The organism is Achromobacter insolitus (assembly GCF_002209555.1).
Lineage (GTDB): Bacteria > Pseudomonadota > Gammaproteobacteria > Burkholderiales > Burkholderiaceae_B > Achromobacter > Achromobacter insolitus.
The window spans coordinates 100274-118544 of the sequence record NZ_NJIF01000008.1 but is presented as its reverse complement, the minus strand read 5'-3'; the positions used below and the strand labels follow the sequence as shown (position 1 = coordinate 118544).

General features: G+C 64.5%; 16 protein-coding genes. 8 read left to right on the top strand and 8 right to left on the bottom strand.

The annotated features are described in order from the left end of the window. Positions 1-55: 55 nt before the first annotated feature. Positions 56-820, top strand: coding sequence for an SDR family oxidoreductase (locus CEY08_RS22465; RefSeq protein WP_063643122.1), 765 nt, complete (start codon positions 56-58; stop codon positions 818-820). 4 nt (positions 821-824) lie between these two features. Here CEY08_RS22465 and CEY08_RS22460 read toward each other — a convergent pair whose 3' ends face one another. The 6 genes from CEY08_RS22460 to CEY08_RS22435 form a co-directional block, all read right to left on the bottom strand. Continuing rightward, on the bottom strand, positions 825-1469 hold the full coding sequence (locus tag CEY08_RS22460) for a histidine phosphatase family protein (protein WP_063643119.1): 645 nt from the start codon (positions 1467-1469) through the stop codon (positions 825-827). Positions 1470-1488: 19 nt separating this feature from the next. Continuing rightward, complete coding sequence (locus CEY08_RS22455) at positions 1489-2397, bottom strand: LysR family transcriptional regulator (protein ID WP_042794700.1); 909 nt, start codon at positions 2395-2397, stop codon at positions 1489-1491. Between the two features lie 10 nt (positions 2398-2407). After that, a complete protein-coding gene (locus CEY08_RS22450; RefSeq protein WP_063643116.1) occupies positions 2408-3493 on the bottom strand; it encodes an ABC transporter ATP-binding protein in 1086 nt (361 codons plus the stop codon). After that, entirely contained in the window at positions 3490-5202 is a 1713-nt protein-coding gene (locus CEY08_RS22445; RefSeq protein WP_076815031.1) for an ABC transporter permease, read from the bottom strand. Before CEY08_RS22445 ends, CEY08_RS22450 begins: the two co-directional genes overlap by 4 nt. An 88-nt stretch (positions 5203-5290) precedes the next feature. Continuing rightward, entirely contained in the window at positions 5291-6616 is a 1326-nt protein-coding gene (locus CEY08_RS22440) for an ABC transporter substrate-binding protein (RefSeq protein WP_063643109.1), read from the bottom strand. Between the two features lie 128 nt (positions 6617-6744). Further along, positions 6745-7173 carry a FlxA-like family protein gene (locus CEY08_RS22435; RefSeq protein WP_076815030.1) on the bottom strand — a complete coding sequence of 143 codons (429 nt, stop codon included), beginning with the start codon at positions 7171-7173 and terminating at the stop codon, positions 6745-6747. A 138-nt stretch (positions 7174-7311) separates the two neighbouring features. Between CEY08_RS22435 and CEY08_RS22430 the strand changes: the two genes are divergently transcribed. Continuing rightward, positions 7312-8622 (top strand): solute carrier family 23 protein, encoded by a 1311-nt coding sequence (locus CEY08_RS22430; RefSeq protein WP_063643103.1) that lies wholly within the window; start codon positions 7312-7314, stop codon positions 8620-8622. 53 nt (positions 8623-8675) lie between these two features. On the opposite strand, the gene CEY08_RS22425 is transcribed toward CEY08_RS22430, so the two are convergent. Beyond that, complete coding sequence (locus CEY08_RS22425) at positions 8676-10295, bottom strand: methyl-accepting chemotaxis protein (RefSeq protein ID WP_063643100.1); 1620 nt, start codon at positions 10293-10295, stop codon at positions 8676-8678. A gap of 666 nt (positions 10296-10961) precedes the next feature. Here CEY08_RS22425 and greA point away from each other — a divergent pair. Continuing rightward, positions 10962-11438: a transcription elongation factor GreA gene (greA, locus tag CEY08_RS22420; protein ID WP_042794696.1), complete on the top strand. Its 477-nt coding sequence runs from the start codon at positions 10962-10964 to the stop codon at positions 11436-11438. A 129-nt stretch (positions 11439-11567) separates the two neighbouring features. Here greA and CEY08_RS22415 read toward each other — a convergent pair whose 3' ends face one another. Then, on the bottom strand, positions 11568-12167 hold the full coding sequence (locus CEY08_RS22415) for a YhbY family RNA-binding protein (protein ID WP_042794695.1): 600 nt from the start codon (positions 12165-12167) through the stop codon (positions 11568-11570). A gap of 18 nt (positions 12168-12185) precedes the next feature. Between CEY08_RS22415 and CEY08_RS22410 the strand changes: the two genes are divergently transcribed. The 5 genes from CEY08_RS22410 (at position 12186) to CEY08_RS22390 (ending at position 18144) form a co-directional block, all read left to right on the top strand. Further along, positions 12186-12818 (top strand): RlmE family RNA methyltransferase, encoded by a 633-nt coding sequence (locus CEY08_RS22410; protein ID WP_063643097.1) that lies wholly within the window; start codon positions 12186-12188, stop codon positions 12816-12818. A gap of 214 nt (positions 12819-13032) precedes the next feature. Beyond that, a complete protein-coding gene (gene ftsH, locus CEY08_RS22405) occupies positions 13033-14919 on the top strand; it encodes an ATP-dependent zinc metalloprotease FtsH (RefSeq protein WP_042794694.1) in 1887 nt (628 codons plus the stop codon). Positions 14920-14937: 18 nt separating this feature from the next. Further along, positions 14938-15783, top strand: a complete 846-nt coding sequence (gene folP, locus CEY08_RS22400; RefSeq protein ID WP_042794693.1) for a dihydropteroate synthase — start codon at positions 14938-14940, stop codon at positions 15781-15783. Continuing rightward, positions 15780-17123 carry a phosphoglucosamine mutase gene (glmM, locus tag CEY08_RS22395; RefSeq protein ID WP_042794692.1) on the top strand — a complete coding sequence of 448 codons (1344 nt, stop codon included), beginning with the start codon at positions 15780-15782 and terminating at the stop codon, positions 17121-17123. The genes folP and glmM overlap by 4 nt, the downstream gene beginning before the upstream one ends. A 214-nt stretch (positions 17124-17337) precedes the next feature. Continuing rightward, the gene (locus tag CEY08_RS22390; protein WP_042794691.1) at positions 17338-18144 is read left to right on the top strand and encodes a GNAT family N-acetyltransferase; all 807 of its coding nucleotides are present in this window, start codon (positions 17338-17340) and stop codon (positions 18142-18144) included. Positions 18145-18271 lie beyond the last annotated feature (127 nt).

The following is an 18271-nucleotide window of genomic DNA, read 5'->3' as shown; positions in this document are numbered from 1 at the left end:
GCCCTATTTTTTTTGCAACGCGATTCCGCAACGCCACTACAGGCATCAGGCAAACATGGAAAGAGTCTTCATCACCGGCGCCAGCAGCGGCCTGGGACGCGCCCTGGCGCAGCAGTACGCCTCCACCGGCGCCGCCCTGGGCCTGCTGGGCCGGCGCGAGGACGCCCTGCGGGAATTGGCCGACAGCCTGCCCGGCGAGCATCGGTGCTACGCGGTCGACGTGCGCGACCGGCAGGCGCTGCATGCCGCCGCCCAGGATTTCATCGCGTTCTGCCAGGGGCGGGTGGACGTCGTCATTGCCAGCGCCGGCATCAGCGCCGGTACGCTGACCGAGCACGGCGAGGACTACGACGTCTTCAAGGCCATCGTCGATACCAATCTGCTGGCCACCGTGGCGACCTTCGAACCCTTCATTGCGTCCATGCGTGCGGCTGGGTCGGGACGGCTGGTGGGCATCGCCAGCGTGGCGGGAGTCAGAGGATTGCCGGGGGCGGGCGCCTATAGCGCGTCCAAGTCGGCTGTGGTTACCTATTGCGAAAGCCTGCGGCTGGAGCTGGCGGCCGAAGGCATAGACGTGGTGACCATAGCGCCCGGCTACATCAAGACGGCCATGACGGCGCACAACCCGTATTCCATGCCTTTCCTGATGGAAGCGGATGCCTTCGCCCGCCGCGCGCGCAGCGCGATCGAGCGGGGCACTTCCTATGTGGTGATTCCGTGGCAGATGGGCATTGTGGCCAAGCTGATGCGCCTATTGCCCAATGCCGTCTACGACCGGTTGGCGCGCAACGCGCCGCGCAAGCCGCGACGCGAGCGCTGAACGCTCAAGGCACGACGTCGTTGCCGACTTCGTCGGCCACGTGGCCCACGTCGCCCCAGTCCAGTACCTGCCACTTGCGGCCCTGAACGCCGACGCGGTTGATGCTTACGTTCAGCAAAGCGGCGTCGCGCGGGCCGTTCAGCGGCACGCCCGAGGCATGGCGCCAGATGATGTCCAGCACGCCGCCGTGCGTGAACATCAGGATACGTTCGTCGTCGTGCCGGCTGGCGATGTCGTCCACGGTGGAAATCACCCGGGACTGGAACTGGCCCAGGGTTTCGCCGCCGTCCAGCGGACGCAGCGGATCGCGGCTTTTCCAGGCCGCCGCGGCCTCGGGGGCCAGCACGTCGATGCGCTCGTGGTCCAGGCCTTCCAGTACGCCAAAACCGCGCTCGCGGATGCCTGGCTCCACACGGACACGCAGCCCCAGCTGTTCGGACACGGGCAGGGCGGTGGCATGGGCGCGCTGCAGGTCGCTGCTGTAGATGGCGTGGATCGGGGTGCGGCGGGCCTCTTCGCGCATGCGCGCGGCCAGCAGGCTGGCCTGGTTGACGCCGAATTCGTTCAGGGGAATGTCTTGCCAGCCTTGCAGGCGCCGCTGGCGGTTCCAGTCGGTTTCGCCGTGGCGGATGAACCAGATTTCAGTCATTACGATCTTGATGCAGGGATTAAAGCTGGGAGGGCGCGATGGGCGCGCGCGGTTTCCAGATGGTTTGAATGATCGAGCTTAACGCGACCAGCGCGGGCTCGCTAGCGCGCTCGTAGGGCAGGATGAATCCCAGCATGGCGTCCACGCGAGCCTGGCCCCAGACGATGAAGTCGTTCGAGGCCGCGCCCGCGAGCGCCGCTTCCTCGCGCAACAGGGCGCAACCGGCGCCGGCGCGCACCAGCGCGTCCAGGTTGGCCTGGTCGTCGTTCTGCATCACGATGCGTGGCGACAGGCCGTGGCGTTCGAACATGTCGCGCAGCAGCAGGTGCGTGTGGCTGCCGGACGGGCCGTCCAGCCAGGGCAGTTGCGCGACCTCGCGCCAGCCGCCGCGCTTGAGTACCGCGGCGTGCTCCCGCGGCATGGCGATCCTGTAGCGCACGCTGCGCAAGGGTTGCCAAAGCACGCCGCGCGGTGGATTGGCGGCGATGATCAGCGCAGCCGGCAGGCGGCCCGTGCTGACCTGTTCCGCCAGCGTGGCGGCGGGCAGGGTCTGGGTCTTCAGTTCGACCAGCGGCAGGCGCTGGGTCACGGCCGAAGCCAGCTCGCCCAGGCGCAGGAAATCGGGCTTTTCGCTGGGCACGCCCAGCTCCACCGCGCCATGCAGGCTGCCCTGTAGTTGCTGGGCCTCGGATTTGAACTGTGCGCCCAACACCAGAAGCGATTCGGCCGTGGGCAGCAGCACCTCGCCAGCCTTGGCCAGTGTCAGCCGGCCGCCGCTGCGGTCGAATAGCGCCACGCCCAGGCTTTGTTCCAGCGCCTTGATCTGCGCCGTCACGGCAGGTTGGGTCAGCGACAGCGCCTCGGCTGCCTTCGTCAGATTGCCCAACCGGGCGACCGTGACGAAGGCGCGGATCTGATAGATTTCCATGGGCCCGAGTTTAGGCCGCCAGCAGCCGTATTTGAGTAGGCTCAAGCCCGATGGAGACCGGAGCGCCGACCGGGAAGGCCGAGAGCCCGGCCAGATGCGATTGGTCCGCGGTCAGCCGCTGTTCGCCGATCTGGACCTGGTAGCGCGTGAATTCGCCCAGGAATTCGCTGCTTTCCACGATGCCCGGCAGCCAGACATAGCGCGCGTCGCCCAGTCCGTCCGCCATTTCGATCTGCACCGTGTGGGGGCGGAAGCTGGCTGCCAGCCGCGAGGCATCCGGCGCTTCGCCGGACAGGGGCAGGTGCAAATCGCCCACGCCTTCCACTGCCAGCACCACGCTGCCGCTGGTGCGCTCACGCACTTCACCCTCCAGTACGTTCATCGTGCCCACGAAGTTGGCGACGAAGCGGTTTACCGGATAGTCGAACAAGGTGCTGGGCGCGCCGATCTGCTGGACCACGCCGTGGTCCAGCACCGCCATGCGGTCGGCGGTGGTCATGGCCTCTTCCTGGTCGTGGGTGACGAAGATGGTGGTGATGCCGAGCCGGCGCTGCAGGCTGAGCAGGTCCTGGCGCATTTGCACGCGCAGCTTCTTGTCCAGGTTGGACAGGGGTTCGTCCAGCAGCAGCACCTGCGGTTCGATGACGATGGTGCGGGCCAGGGCCACGCGCTGCTGCTGCCCGCCCGAGAGCTGATTGGGACGGCGCTTGCCATACTGGGACAGGCCCACCAGATCCAGCGCGGCCTCCACCTTGGCACGGATCTCGGCGCGCGGGAGCTTGCGTTCGACCAGGCCAAAGGCCACGTTGTCCCAGACGGTCATATGCGGCCACAGGGCGTAGTTCTGGAACACCATCCCGATATTGCGGTTCCAGGGTGGCGTGCCGCTGATGTCCTTGCCGTCCACCAGCAGTTGTCCCGCGCTGTGCCGGTTGAAGCCGGCGATCAGCCGCAGCAGTGTGGACTTGCCCGAGCCGGACGGCCCCAGCAGCGCGAAGAACTCGCCGGGCTCGATGCTGATGTTGACGTCCTTGAGCACTTCCGTCTTGCCGTAGGACAAGCGGATGTTGCGGCATTCGACGCTGACTTTCTTCATGCGGATTCCCCTTCATTGCGAGCCGGCCGCTGGCGCGCCTGGGCGCGTTCCACCAGCAGGTGCGATACATACGTGCCGATGGCCACCGCGGCCACCGCCAGGACGCCGAGCGCGGCGCCCGGGCCCCGGCCCGCCGCGCTCTGCATGTACAGATAGATGCCGTAGCTCATGGGCGCCTGGCTGTCCTTGGTCACCAGCATGATGGTGGCCGACAATTCCACTGCCGCCGTCACAAAGCTGGTCACGAAGCCCGCCAGCATGCCGCCGGCCATCAGCGGCACCACCACGCGGCGTATCGTGCTCATGCGGGTTGCGCCCAGCGATTGCGCGGCTTCCTCCAGCGAAATGTTGATCTGCTGCAGCGATGCCACGCAAGAGCGCAGGGCGTAGGGCAGCCGCCGCACCGAGTACGCGATCATGATGATGATCCACGACGAGGTCAGCAGGGTGCCCGTGCCGGGCAGTTCGATGCCACGGAAGGTGCGCAGAAAGCCGATGGCCAGCACGATGCCCGGAATCGCCAGCGCAGCCGAGGCCAGGAAGTCCAGCCATTGGCGCGCGGGCAGCCTCGTGCGCAGCATCAGGTAGGCGATGGCGGTGCCCAGGATCACGTCCACGCCCGCGGCCAGGCCGCAATAGAGCAGCGTGTTGGCGATCATGCCCTGGGATTCGGAGAACACCGCCGAGTAATGCGCCAGGGTGTAGCCGTCAGGCAGCGGCGCAAAACTCCAGACGCTGGCCAGCGATAGCAGCAGAACGCCCATGTGCGGCGATAGCACCAGCAGCAGCACCAGGATGATCCAGCCATAGGCCAGCACGCTTTCCATCGGACTCAGCTTGCGCTTCTGAATGGAACTGCCACCCTTTTGCAGGGTGGAATAGTCCCGGCCCTTGAGCACGCGCGCCGAGAGCCACAACGCCAGGATCGAGAACCCGACCATGATGACGCTGATCACATAGCCCAGCGGATCCTCCAGCCCGACCTGCGTGATGCGCAAGTAGGCCTGCGGCGCCAGCATGTTGGTGGTGCCCAGCACAAGCGGCGTGCCCAGATCGTCGAAGACCTTGACGAACACCAGCGACGCGCCCGCCACATAGCCCGGTAGCGCCAGCGGAAAGATCACACGGCGGAACAGGCGGAACCCGCGCGACCCCAGGTTGAAGGCGGCTTCCTCCATGGCGCCGTCGATATTGCGCAGCGCGACGACCAGGTTCATCAGGATGAAGGGGAAATAGTGCAGCGCCTCCACGAAGATGACGCCATTCAGGCCTTCCATGAAGGGGATGGTGAAACCGAACCAGTCGTTGAGCAGCAGGTTCACGCTGCCGGAGCGCCCGAAGATCAGCTGCATCGCGACCGCGCCCACGAAGGGCGGCATGATCAGCGGCAGCACGCCCAACGTCTGGATCAACAGGGCGCCGCGGAAATCGAAGCGCACTGTGAAATACGCCAGCGGCACGGCGATCAGGGACGCCAACAGGGCCGACCAGCCCGCGACGTAGAGGCTGTTGAAGAAGGCCTCCTTCATCAGCGGCTGGTTGAAGAACGCGCCGAAATGGCCCATGGTGAAGCTGCCGTCGGCGTTCACGAAGGCGCTGTAGAACACCGTGCCCACCGGCACGGCCAAGAACAGCAGCAGAAAACCGAACACCAGTAGCGCCGTCAGCAAGGGGCCGACGGGCAGGCGCGAGTGGCCCGAAGAATTCATCGAGATTCCCGAAATCGTTGCCAGGGGGAAAGCCGCGCCGCGCGGACGGGACCGCTCCCGTCCGCTCAACGCGGGTCCAGCGATCGTCCTAGAGCGCGGCGGCCTGCTTGGCGAGCTTTACGGCTTCTTCGTAGTTCGCCTTGGAACGTCCGTTCCATTCGCCTTCCAGCTGGGTGATCTGCTGGTTCACGGCGGCGTCCTTCTTGTTGCCCGCGAAAATTGCCAGGAAGGCCGGATCGGCCGCCTTCTTGCCATCCACCAGCGGCGCCCAGGTCAGCTTGCGGGCCTGCGCGAGCAGTTCGGCCGCCTTGCCGCTCTTGGCTTTGTCGCCCAGTTTGGCTTCAGCGTCGTAGATGGCCTTGGTGGCGGCCTGCAGTTCCTTCAGGCGGAACGTGACCGTCTGGTCGTACAGCGATTGCACGACGTAGTAACGCGACTGCGACAGGTCGGCGTTGAACTGCACCTTGCTGCGCTTGGCGATTTCGGCGGGGTCGGGATAGCCCTGCGGAATCTTGCCGGCAAGGGACGAGTAGGGCAGTACCGGCAGGCGCGATATCTTGGGTTCCAGCAGCAGCTCCTGCCCGGCCTGGCTGAGCGTGAAGGCGATGAACTTCTTGCCTTCCTCGGTGTTCTTGGCACCCTCGATCAGCGCGATATTGGCAGGAACGATCGCAGTTTCCGAGGGGTAGACGAATTCCACCGGGAACTTGGAATACTTGCTGGACAGGCCGAAGAAGTCGATCACCGGCCCGGCGCCGAATTGGCCGTTGTTCACGCCGTCCGGCACGCCGAACGAGCGCTCGGTGACGGCGCTGCTGTTGCCCGACATGCGCAGCAAGGTGCTCCAGCCCTCGTCCCAGCCTTCGCCCTGGAGGATGGTTTCCACCGTCAGGTGCATGGTGCCCGAGCGCGACGGCGAGGTGATGCCGACGTGGCCGAACCACTGTGGCGACAGCAGGTCTTTCCATTCCACGGGCGCCGGGATCTTGTGCGCCGCGATATATCGGGTGTTGTAGATGATGCCGTAGCCGGCCAGCGCCTGTCCCAGGTACATGCCGCCCGGATCGTTGATGGGGTAGTTGCCGATCTTGTCCGGCACCTGTTTGTTCGCTACGTCGGCGGAGCTTGCCAGCAGTTTGTCGCGGCCCAGCACTTCGAAGGCGTCGGGCGCGCTGGCCCAGAACACCTCGGGGCGCTGGCCTGCGGGCGTTTCGCGCACATACGCGATGCCCGACACTGTGTTCTTGTTCAGGATTTCCAGCGTGATGCCGGGGTTGGCCTTTTCGAAGGCCGTCTTGTAGGCCTGGGTCAGGTCTTTGGGGAACGACGTGATCACCGTGACGGTGCCTGCGAGGGCAGGGGCCGCGCAAACGGCCAGTACCGCACCTGCAAGGGCTGTGCGCATTGCATGCATGGTTTGTCTCCGTAGTTTTAGATTTGTCCGGAGACAGTACTGGCCGGTCTGGGCAGCGTCCAATCACAAATTTTGATGCGCGCCATCAATGCGGGCGCCCCGGCCGGGGGGGCGCCGTGTCTTGCCCGCTAGGCCCTGGCGGATACGCCGCCTTGCATGGCCCGGGCCTGCTGCTCCATCACTTCGGTGATCTGCTGCTGGATCTGCATCGCCTGGGCATTGAGCGCCATCAGTTGCTGGGCCTTCATTTCGGCGGGCATACCGCTGGCTTTGACCTTGGCGATCTGGTCCATCACGCGCTTGAGCTGCTTCTGCAGTTCCTTGATCTGGCGCGTGTATGCATCGTCGTTGCTGGAGTCCTCGGTTTCCTTGGCTGCCTGCGTGTTGCCCACTTTCAGGCCGCCGGGGGTGCTGACGCGGATCTTGCCGTCCGCGGATACCGTGCTCGTTTCCGCGTCCGAGGCGCTCTTGGCTTCCTTGTTGGCCTGGATCTTCTGGGCCCAGAGGTCGGCCAGGCTGTTGATTCGGGAACTGCCGCTGATGGGATCGATCGCCATGATTGCTCCTGCCGCCTGTGTGGATTTCGGGGTTTTCACTAGTACGGCATTCCGGCAGTGAACTTAAGCATTGCCCCCGGTTTGCGGCCCCCTTTACACTGGCGCCCGCTCACACCCAACACCTACTTTGGGATATCCATGTCCAATTCCTACTTTCCGCGCTGGCGCCTGGCGGATGACGCCGAGCCTGGCGTCATCATCGCGCCCGACGAAAGACTGTCCTGGCCCAAGAACGTGGCCATGGGCGCCCAGCACGTCGTCGCCATGTTCGGCTCCACCGTGCTGGCGCCGCTGCTCATGGGCTTCGATCCGAACGTCGCCATCCTGATGTCAGGCATAGGCACGCTGATCTTCTTCCTGTTCGTGGGAGGCAGGGTTCCTAGCTATCTGGGTTCCAGCTTCGCCTTCATCGGCGGCGTGATCGCGGTGACCGGCTACGCGGGCGGCGGGGCGAACGCCAATATCGGCGTGGCGCTGGGCGCCATCATCGCCTGCGGCCTGGCCTATACGCTGATCGGCCTGGTGGTCTGGTACGCGAACGCGCGCGCCGGGGGCGGCGCGAACTGGATCGATACCTTGATGCCGCCCGTCGTCACGGGCGCGGTGGTTGCGGTCATCGGCCTGAACCTGGCGCCTATCGCCGCCAAGGGTGCGATGGGGGCATCGGGTTTTGACAGCGTGATGTCCATGGTCACCATCCTCTGCGTGGGCGGCATCGCCGTGTTCACCAAGGGCATGGTGCAGCGCCTGCTGATCCTGGTGGGCATGATCCTGGCCTGCGTGGTGTACGGAATCCTCGCCAATGGCATGGGGCTGGGCAAGCCGATCGACTTTTCCGGGCTGTCCGCCGCGGCCTGGTTCGGTCTGCCGCATTTTGCCGCGCCTGTATTCAAGGCCGAGGCGATGGGCCTGATCGTGCCCGTCGCCATCATCCTGGTGGCAGAGAACCTGGGCCACGTGAAGGCCGTCAGCGCCATGACCGGGCAGGACCTGGACCGCTACCTGGGCCGCGCCTTCGTCGGCGACGGCGTTGCCACCATGGTGTCCGGCGCGGTGGGCGGCACGGGCGTCACCACCTACGCGGAGAACATCGGTGTGATGGCGGTCACGCGCATCTATTCGACGCTAGTGTTCGTGGTGGCCGCGGTGATCGCCATCGTGCTGGGCTTTTCGCCCAAGTTCGGCGCCTTGATCCAGATGATTCCCGCGCCCGTGCTGGGCGGCATGTCGGTGGTGGTGTTCGGCCTGATCGCGATTGCCGGCGCCCGCATCTGGGTGGTCAACCAGGTCGACTTTAGCGACAACCGCAACCTCATCGTGGCCGCGGTCACGCTGGTGCTGGGCGCGGGCGACTTCACGGTCAAGCTGGGCAATTTCACGCTTGGCGGCATCGGTACCGCCACCTTCGGCGCGATCATCCTGTACGCCTTGCTGCGTCGCAGGAAATAGCCGGCGCGGCCATGCGCGGGCGCCGTCGCGCCGCGCATGGAGGCCTGGCGCCCCTAGGTGCGCGCCAATCGCGACGCCGGGGCGGCACGCGGCAGTTCCACTGGCGCCGCTTCGATCACCTGTCCCGATTGCGTCTTGAACACCGCGGTGGCCTCAGCCAGGCGCCGCGCCTGTTCCTCCATCGCGGCCGCTGCGGCGGATGCTTCCTCCACCAAGGCGGCGTTCTGCTGAGTCACTTCGTCCATCTGCGTGATCGCCAGGCTCACCTGGTCGATGCCGCCGGCCTGTTGGGCCGAGGCCGCTGAAATCTCGCCCATGATGGCGGCCACGCGCTGCACCGACTCCACGATTTCCTGCATGGTCTGTCCGGCGGCGGCGACCTGGGCCGAGCCGGCGGCCACAGTTTCCACCGAGGTCTCGATCAACGTCTTGATCTCCTTGGCGGCCTGAGCGGCGCGCTGCGCCAGCGAGCGGACCTCGCCCGCAACCACGGCGAAACCCTTGCCTTGTTCCCCGGCGCGAGCAGCCTCCACGGCGGCGTTCAACGCGAGGATATTGGTCTGGAAGGCGATGCCGTCGATGACCGACACGATGTCCGCAATCCGCCGCGAACTATCCGAGATGCCGTGCATGGTGGCCACCACCTGCTCCACGTTCTGGCCGCCGCGCTGCGCCACGTCCATGCTGACCGCGGCCAACTGATTGGCCTGGGAGGCGTTTTCCGCATTCTGTTTTACGGTGACTGCCAACTCTTCCATGGTGGACGCGGTTTCCTCCAGGGCGGCGGCCTGTTCCTCGGTGCGCACCGACAGGTTGGCATTGCCGGCAGCGATCTCCGCGGCGCCCACGTTGATCTCATCGACCCCCTGGCGCACGGATGTCACGGTGCGGGTCAGGCCTTCCTGCATCCGCTTGAGCGAGGCGAAAAGGACACCGATCTCATTGTTGGAGCGAGCCTCCACGCGTTGAGTCAAATCGCCTGCCGCGATGCGGTCAAAGTGTCTGCCGGCCTCCTGCAGCGGACGCAGCACGGCGCGCCGGATGAAGGTCCAGCACAGCGCCGTCAGCAGCAGGGCGGCCGATATCAGCGCGACCGCCGAGATCCGGGCGGTGGAGTAGGTTTGCTCCGAGCTTGCCAGTACGCCGTCGCTGCGCTCCTGGACCCGGGCCAGGAAGGCTTGCATGTCTTTCATGAAGTAGGCGTCGGCCTGGGGAAGCCGCCCCTCGTCCTGGCGGTACTTGGCGGGCGAGCGTTCCTTGAGGTCGGACTCCAGTGTGTCCAGGATGGCGGCGTATGTGGTGAAGCGCCCCTGCAGCGTCTGGGCCAGCTCCTGACCGCGCGGGCTCTTGGGCACGGCCATATAGCGGGCGAAGCGCTCGCGCGCCTGCTTCAGATGGCTGGCGGCTTCCTCGCCGGCCAGCCCGGCCTGGTCCATGCCGCCGGTCTGCATGGCAGCCATGCCCGCGCCGAGCGCCAGCCGCGCGCGCAGCAGGGCTGCGTTGGCTTCATAGAGCGGGTCGACCTGATGGACCGCGACATTGTTGAGGTCCTTGATCTCGGTCACGCTTTTTTCGGCGTTCATCCAGCCCAAGCCGCAAGCCAGCGCCAGGGCGACGACGAAGCAGCCCAGAACTAACAACATTCCAGTACGGACTTTCAATTTTTCCAGCATGAGAGCTCCTCGTTCTCGAACGCGATCCGCCGCGAGCGGAGGCGGCCAAGCCGCCTGTCCATGCGTGGCGGAACGGCGAACGTCGAGCCGGATGGCTGCGATGCGTTCGCCACCACTGCAAACACCCGTAAAAAGACAAGCCCATTGCGTCCGGCTTTTGCTGGGCATGCCAGCGCCAGCGGGACGATCGTTCATTGAAAACCATCGTGTATTAATTTGTTATCAATGACACAATTTGTTGTTTTATCCTGATTCTGGCTGGTATTTCCAGGCATTTTTTCGAGCCTTACCCGAGCCGCGTTGAAAAAAACTATCTGAAAGTAGTTTTTATGCAACACAGGCCGGAGCCGGTCGCCCAGGCGCAAGCCCAGCCGATGGTGCCATCGGCTGGGTTCGAAAGAATTTGGAAGAAATGACGGGTTTTAGCGGGTTACAGCAGCGAAATGCGGCGAAAACGGCGTTTTCTCCAGCGGCTTGCAATTCCCGTGGACTTTGCCCACAATATGACCTTGATTGCCCCGGTTCCGACCCGAGCCGGGGTTTTGTTTTGGTCGTTCGAGCCGCCAGTCAGTTTCGCTACATCCGATTGCCTGTGCGCGCCCAGGTAACGACCTTCACCGAGAACGCTCCGTCCGGGGCGTTTTCTACTTTTGTTTGGGAAACGACATGTCTGCCATTCCTTTGACCGTGCGCGGGGCCGAGCGCTTGCAAGAAGAGCTCCAGCGGCTGAAAACCGTGGAACGTCCTGCCGTTATCAACGCGATCGCTGAAGCGCGTGCGCAGGGCGATCTGTCGGAAAATGCCGAGTACGACGCTGCTCGCGAGCGCCAAGGCTTTATCGAGGGCCGCATTGCCGAGCTTGAAGGCACGCTTTCCAATGCCCACCTGATCGATCCTACCGCCCTGGATGCCGAAGGCCGCGCCGTGTTTGGTGCTACCGTCGATATCGAGGACCTGGATTCGGGCGATCGTGTGACGTATCAAATCGTCGGCGACGTTGAAGCCGACATCAAGTCGAACCTGATTTCCGTGTCGAGCCCCGTGGCCCGCGCGTTGATCGGCAAAAGCGAAGGCGACGTGGTCGAGGTCAAGGCCCCGGCTGGCATTCGCGAGTATGAAGTCCTGAGCGTCCGCTACATCTGACGCCAACGTAGTAAGCTGGAAACTGTCAAAACACCATAGTCAGAACCGTGCGTTCGACTGAATTCCGCGGTTTAATGCGGATCGCTATGGTGGACCGGGCGCGTAAAGCGCCCGTTTTTGTGCCTGCGCTTACCTTTTCGTCGTCTTGCGGCTGGTGCCGCTGCGTGCGCCGGCCCGCAGGCTGAGCGCGCTGCCGGCGCGGCGGGGAATGCCGTGACCGCTGGCGGAGGCTTTCTTGGTGCTGGGACGCATGGGCTTGCCGTTCTTGTTGAGCTGGTCCTGGGGCACGAAGCGCGTTTTCGGCTTGGGCTCTTCGGATTCGCTGCGGCGCGGACGCTTGGCGAGGGTCTTGCCTTCGGCGGCCAGCTTCTTGGGCGTATGCGGCTCGGAGGCGCGGCGCTTGGCGGGGCGCTCGGGTTCCATGGCGGCCAGCGCGGCGGGCTTGATATTGCCGGCCAGCGGGCGGAACAGGATCAGGGTTTTGCCCAGGTGGTGCACCGGCGCGCAGGAAAGCGTGTCGCAGATGGTCGACAGCATTGCGTCGCGGGCCTCGCGGTCGTCGCCGCCGGCACGCACTTTGATAAGGCCGTGCGAGGTCAGTGCCAGGTCGATTTCCTTGAGCACGGCTTCGGTCAGGCCATTGTCGCCAATCAGGACGACGGGGCGCAGAGGGTGAGCGGCGGACCGAAGGTCGCTGCGCTCACGAGAGGTAAGTTCTAATATAGGCATGCGTGGAATTGTACGGTAATGGCCAAGAATAAATTCTCCAAAGACTGGATTCACCAGCACATCAATGATCCCTATGTGAAGCTGGCGCAACAGAAGGGCTACAGGGCCCGCGCCGCCTTCAAGCTGATCGAGATCCTGGACACCGAGAAGCTGATGCGCCGGGGCGATCTGGTCGTCGACCTGGGGTCGGCGCCGGGCAGCTGGTCCCAGGTCGCGCGCGAGCGCCTGGCGGGGCCGGGCGGGGTCGTGGACGGCCGCATCATTGCGCTGGACCTGCTGCCCATGGAGCCCGTGGCGGGCGTCGAATTCATCCAGGGCGACTTCCGCGAAGATGAAGTCTTGAAACAATTGGAAGACATGGTCGGATCGCGGGCGGTGGACCTTGTTATTTCCGACATGGCCCCCAACTTGTCTGGGGTGGGTATTGCCGATTCCGCGCGCATCCAGCATGTGTGCGAATTGGCGATGGAATTCTCCTGCGCCCACCTGAAGCCCAACGGGGCGCTGATCGTCAAGGCTTTCCACGGCAGCGGCTTTTCGCAGATCGTGGAGTCTTTCAAACAGCGCTTCAAGCGGGTGGTCGAACGCAAGCCGAAGGCATCGCGGGACAAATCCTCCGAAACCTTTCTGGTTGCGCGCGATCTGAAGTAGCCCGGGTTCGGGGCGCGTCGCCCTGAATCCGAAAAACTCACAGCCTGCCGGGATAACGACCAGAAAATTCGCGAATCAGACAAAACTTAGAGGGGCTCAGGGATCCCGGGACGCAATCTGGTCTGACAGGGTAGAATGAGCTATTGACATACTTGTGACTGTGCCATATGCGGGTGCGCGGTCGCCGGTCGGAATCGAAAGCAGGAGATCGACCTTGAATAATTCATTTTCGAAAGTCGCTGTCTGGATGGTGATAGCCCTCGTGCTGTTCACCGTCTTCAAACAGTTCGACGGACGCGCTCAGACCCAGGACGGCGTGACCTACACGCAGTTCATGGACGATGCCAAGGCGGGACGTATCCGCAAGGTCGACGTCCAGGGCGACGTGCTGTACGTCACCCCTGATGCAGGCCGTGCGTATACGCTGACTTCGCCGGGCGACCTCTGGATGGTCTCCGATCTGCTGAAGTACGGCGTCCAGGTTTCGGGCAAGCCGCGTGAAGAGCAATCGCTGCTGATGAGCATCTTCGTCTCGTGGTTCCCCATGCTGCTGCTGATCGGCGTCTGGGTGTTCTTCATGCGCCAGATGCAGGGCGGCGGCAGGGGCGGGGCGTTCAGCTTCGGCAAATCTCGCGCCCGCATGCTCGACGAGAACACCAACCAGATCACCTTCGCCGACGTTGCCGGCTGCGACGAAGCCAAGGAAGACGTCCAGGAACTGGTCGACTTCCTGCGCGACCCTAGCAAGTTCCAGAAGCTGGGCGGACGCATTCCTCGCGGCGTGCTGATGGTCGGTTCCCCCGGTACCGGCAAGACGCTGCTGGCCAAGGCCATCGCGGGCGAAGCCAAGGTGCCGTTCTTCAGCATCTCCGGTTCCGACTTCGTTGAAATGTTCGTCGGCGTGGGCGCGGCCCGCGTGCGCGACATGTTCGAAAACGCCAAGAAGCATGCTCCCTGCATCATCTTCATCGACGAAATCGACGCGGTCGGCCGCCAGCGTGGCGCCGGCCTGGGCGGCGGCAACGACGAACGCGAACAGACGCTGAACCAGATGCTGGTGGAAATGGACGGCTTCGAGTCCGGCCAGGGTGTCATCGTCATCGCCGCGACCAACCGTCCCGACGTGCTGGATCCCGCGCTGCTGCGTCCGGGTCGCTTCGATCGTCAGGTCGTGGTGCCGCTGCCCGATATCCGCGGTCGCGAGCAGATCCTGAAGGTCCACATGCGCAAGGTCCCGCTGTCGCCCAACGTCGACGCGACCGTGCTGGCACGCGGCACGCCGGGCTTCTCCGGCGCCGACCTGGCCAACCTGGTCAACGAAGCCGCGTTGTTTGCCGCGCGCCGCAACGGCCGCACGGTCGACATGTCCGACTTCGAAAAGGCCAAGGACAAGATCATCATGGGCGCGGAACGCCGCTCCATCGTGATGCCCGAAGAGGAACGCAAGAACACGGCGTATCACGAGTCCGGCCACGCGATCGTCGCCCGCATGCTGCCCAAGACCGACCCGGTCCACAAGGTCACCATCATCCCGCGCGGCCGCGCGCTGGGCGTGACCATGCAGCTGCCTGAGACCGACCGCTACAGCATGGACAAGGGCCGTCTGCTGTCCACGATCGCCGTGCTGTTTGGCGGCCGCATCGCCGAAGAACTCTTCATGAACCAGATGACGACCGGCGCCTCCAACGACTTCGAGCGCGCTACCGCCATCGCCCGCGACATCGTCACTCGCTACGGCATGACCGACGAGCTGGGTCCCATGGTCTATGCCGAGAACGAAGGCGAAGTGTTCCTGGGCCGCAGCGTCACCAAGACCACGCACATGTCCGAAGCCACCATGCAGAAGGTGGACACCGAGATCCGCCGCATCATCGACGAGCAGTACGGCGTGGCGCGCAAGATCCTGGAAGACAACCGTGACAAGGTCGAAGTGATGACATCCGCGCTGCTCGAATGGGAAACCATCGACGCGGACCAGATCGACGACATCATCGAGGGCCGTCCCCCGCGTCCCCCGAAGACGCCTCAGGGCCCGTCGGACACGTCCGACACGCCGCCCACGGGCCTGGCGGCAGGTGGCAATACGGCTGCCGCTGTCTGAGGCTGCTCATCCTGAGTTATGGCAAATAACTTCCTTTGCGGGCGCTTCGAGTTTGATCTCGAGCGCCCGCTTGTCATGGGTATCGTCAACGTCACGCCGGACTCTTTTTCCGATGGCGGCCAGCACGACGATACGGATTCCGCGGTAGCGCACGCGCGCCAATTGATTGCCGAAGGCGCCCAGATCCTGGACCTGGGCGGCGAATCGACGCGTCCGGGGGCCGATCCGGTCTCCGTGGCCGACGAACTGGCCCGGCTGCTGCCAGTGGTGGAGGCGCTGCGCGATTGCGGCGTGCCGCTGTCCATCGACACATTCAAACCGGAAGTCATGCGCGCCGTGCTGGATGCCGGCGCGGACATGATCAACGACATCTACGGCTTCAGGCAGCCTGGCGCTGTCGAAGCAGTGGCGCATTCGCGCTGCGGATTGTGCGTGATGCACATGAAGGGCGAGCCCCGCACCATGCAGGCCGCCCCGCCCGAGTACACCGACCTGATCGGTGAAATCGGGCTTTTCCTGGGGGCTCGCGCACATAAGCTGCGCGCGGCCTGGATCGATCCTCGCCGCATCGTGCTTGACCCTGGCTTCGGCTTCGGCAAGACAGGCGACCAGAATTTTCAACTGCTGCGCCGGCTGTCCAGCCTGCGCAGCGCCGGTTATCCATTGCTGATCGGCCTGTCGCGAAAATCCATGATCGGCCAAGCTACCGGCCGGCCCGTGGGCGACAGGTTGCCCGGCAGCATCGCCGCAGCGCTTGCTTGCGTGGCGCGTGGCGCTTCCATTGTGCGTGTGCACGATGTGGCGGCCACGGTTGACGCGCTCAAGGTATGGCACGCGGCAGAACAAGGAGCAATCAGTTCATGATTCGACGCAAATATTTCGGTACCGACGGTGTACGCGGCGAGGTCGGCGGTCCGGTGATCAACGCCGAATTCGCCCTGCGCCTGGGCTACGCGGCCGGCCGCGTGCTGGCGCGCGAGCACGCCGTGCGCGGCGGCAGCCGCCCGCAGGTGGTCATCGGCAAGGACACCCGGATTTCCGGCTATATGCTGGAATCCGCGCTGGAAGCCGGCCTCTCGGCCGCGGGCATCGACGTGCTGCTGGCCGGTCCCGTGCCTACGCCGGCCGTGGCCTACCTGACCCGGGCGCTGCGCCTGGTGGCCGGCATCGTCATCAGCGCTTCGCACAATCCTTACCACGACAACGGCATCAAGTTCTTCTCGGCGCAGGGCATGAAGCTGCCGGACGAGATCGAGGCCGCCATCGAAGCCGCCCTGGACGAGCCGCTGGGTTGCGTCGCCTCGGAAGCGCTGGGCCGCGCCCGCCGCATGGGCGACGCGCAGGGCCGATACATCGAGTTCTGCAAGAGCACCTTCCCCAACGATCTGGACCTGAACGGCATGACGATCGTGGTGGACGCCGCCCACGGCGCCGCCTACAACATCGCGCCCCATGTGTTCCGTGAGCTGGGCGCCGAAGTGCACGCCATCGGCGTCAACCCGGATGGTTTCAACATCAACAAGGGCGTGGGCGCGCTGCACCCCGAATTGCTGGCCAAGGAAGTCCACGCCCGCGGCGCCCAATTGGGCATTGCGCTGGATGGCGACGCCGACCGCCTGCAGATGGTGGACGGCGAGGGCCGCATCTACAACGGCGACGAGCTCATGTACGCCATCGTCCGCGAACGCATGCAACGCGGCAAGGTGGACGGCGTGGTCGGCACGCTGATGACCAACTTCGGCTTCGAGCGCGAAATGAAGCGCCTGGGCGTCGGCTTTGAGCGCGCCAACGTGGGCGACCGCTACGTGCTGGAACAAATGCAGGCCCGGGGCTGGCTGTATGGCGGCGAAAGCTCAGGCCATCTGCTGTGCCTGGACTGCCATTCGACCGGCGACGGCATCGTGGCCGCGCTGCAGGTCCTGACCGCGCTGCGCCGCAACTCGGTGGGTCTGTCGGAGTGGGTGAGCGATCTGCGCATGTACCCGCAAAAGATGATCAACGTCCCGCTGACGCCGGGCCAGGATTGGAAGACGCACGAGGGCCTGAGCGCCGCGCGCAAGGCCGTGGAAGCCGAACTGGACGGCCGCGGCCGAATCCTCATCCGCGCGTCGGGTACCGAGCCCAAGCTGCGGCTGATGGTCGAGGCCGAGGACGAGGCGCTTGCCGTGTCCTGCGCCGAGAAGCTTGCGGCCAGCCTGGGGTAAATGCCGACTTTCCAATGCCGAAGCAAGGCCACCCGTCGCGCGACGGGTGGCTTTTGTTTGTTCAAGGTCTGTATATATTTGTAAAGTTTTGTCGATTTCGGCGGGCGATTGATATGTCCGCCCCGAACTAAACTTCATAGTCACGTAACATATTGGTCAAGTCTTTGACATACAGGGCGTCCACACTGACTGGACTCTCTAGGAGCTTCGCGCAATGCTGGAATTAGCACGCATCAATCCGAGCCGTAATGCCGCAGAACCTTGGACCGGCGCCGCCGCCAAGGTGCTGGTGGTGGGCTTGGCGCGCACCGCTGAAGAAATCGAGCAGATTCAACGCCTGCGCTACGACGTCTTCACCGAGGACATGGGCGCGGTGTTTCCCGATGCGCAGGACGGCATCGAGCACGACCGCTTCGATCCGTTCTGTGAACACCTGATGGTCCGTGAACTGGATACCGGCCGCGTTGTTGGCACCTACCGGATCCTGACGCCGGAAAAGGCGCGGGAGGCGGGCGGATACTACTCGCAGTCCGAGTTCGACCTGTCCGGCCTGGGCCCGATCCAGGACGAGCTGGTGGAAGTTGGCCGCTCCTGCACGCACGCCGACTACCGCGGCGGCGGCGTCATCATGCTGTTGTGGTCCGGCTTGGCCGAATACCTGCGCCGTGGTGGCTATCAGTATGTGCTGGGTTGCGCCAGCGTCAGCCTGCGCGACGACGGCGTCACTGCCGCCGAAGTGTGGCGCACCATTTCCAAACAGCTGCCGCAAGGGGACGAACCCTGCGTGACGCCACTGCATCGCTATCCGGTGGAGAAGCTCAACAGCACCTTGCCGGCTCGTGTGCCGCCGCTGATCAAGGGGTATTTGAAGCTGGGCGCCAAGGTCTGTGGCGAACCCGCTTGGGACCCCGATTTCAATGCCGCGGATTTCCCGGTCCTGCTCAAGATGGACCGCATGGACGAGCGCTACCGCCGTCACTTCGGGCTGGACCAGCCCGCCACCGCCACCGCCCAGCGCTGAGCATCATGCGCCGCCTGTTCCGCCGCATGAAGATCAGGCTGATACGGCGGGCTACGCGGCCCTTGCGCATGGAGCTCAAGCGGCTGGATCGCGAAACCGATCTTTCACCGTTCTAGCGTTTGGCGGC

Bases quoted from the DNA above. Each gene is read 5' to 3' on its own strand.
- glmM (WP_042794692.1), top strand. From the start codon at position 15,780: ATGATTCGACGCAAATATTTCGGTACCGACGGTGTACGCGGCGAGGTC.
- CEY08_RS22410 (WP_063643097.1), top strand. From the start codon at position 12,186: ATGGCCAAGAATAAATTCTCCAAAGACTGGATTCACCAGCACATCAAT.
- CEY08_RS22445 (WP_076815031.1), bottom strand. From the start codon at position 5,202: ATGAATTCTTCGGGCCACTCGCGCCTGCCCGTCGGCCCCTTGCTGACG.
- CEY08_RS22460 (WP_063643119.1), bottom strand. From the start codon at position 1,469: ATGACTGAAATCTGGTTCATCCGCCACGGCGAAACCGACTGGAACCGC.
- CEY08_RS22430 (WP_063643103.1), top strand. From the start codon at position 7,312: ATGTCCAATTCCTACTTTCCGCGCTGGCGCCTGGCGGATGACGCCGAG.
- CEY08_RS22390 (WP_042794691.1), top strand. From the start codon at position 17,338: ATGCTGGAATTAGCACGCATCAATCCGAGCCGTAATGCCGCAGAACCT.
- CEY08_RS22440 (WP_063643109.1), bottom strand. From the start codon at position 6,616: ATGCATGCAATGCGCACAGCCCTTGCAGGTGCGGTACTGGCCGTTTGC.
- folP (WP_042794693.1), top strand. From the start codon at position 14,938: ATGGCAAATAACTTCCTTTGCGGGCGCTTCGAGTTTGATCTCGAGCGC.
- CEY08_RS22465 (WP_063643122.1), top strand. From the start codon at position 56: ATGGAAAGAGTCTTCATCACCGGCGCCAGCAGCGGCCTGGGACGCGCC.
- CEY08_RS22455 (WP_042794700.1), bottom strand. From the start codon at position 2,397: ATGGAAATCTATCAGATCCGCGCCTTCGTCACGGTCGCCCGGTTGGGC.
- CEY08_RS22415 (WP_042794695.1), bottom strand. From the start codon at position 12,167: ATGCCTATATTAGAACTTACCTCTCGTGAGCGCAGCGACCTTCGGTCC.
- CEY08_RS22425 (WP_063643100.1), bottom strand. From the start codon at position 10,295: ATGCTGGAAAAATTGAAAGTCCGTACTGGAATGTTGTTAGTTCTGGGC.
- CEY08_RS22435 (WP_076815030.1), bottom strand. From the start codon at position 7,173: ATGGCGATCGATCCCATCAGCGGCAGTTCCCGAATCAACAGCCTGGCC.
- CEY08_RS22450 (WP_063643116.1), bottom strand. From the start codon at position 3,493: ATGAAGAAAGTCAGCGTCGAATGCCGCAACATCCGCTTGTCCTACGGC.
- greA (WP_042794696.1), top strand. From the start codon at position 10,962: ATGTCTGCCATTCCTTTGACCGTGCGCGGGGCCGAGCGCTTGCAAGAA.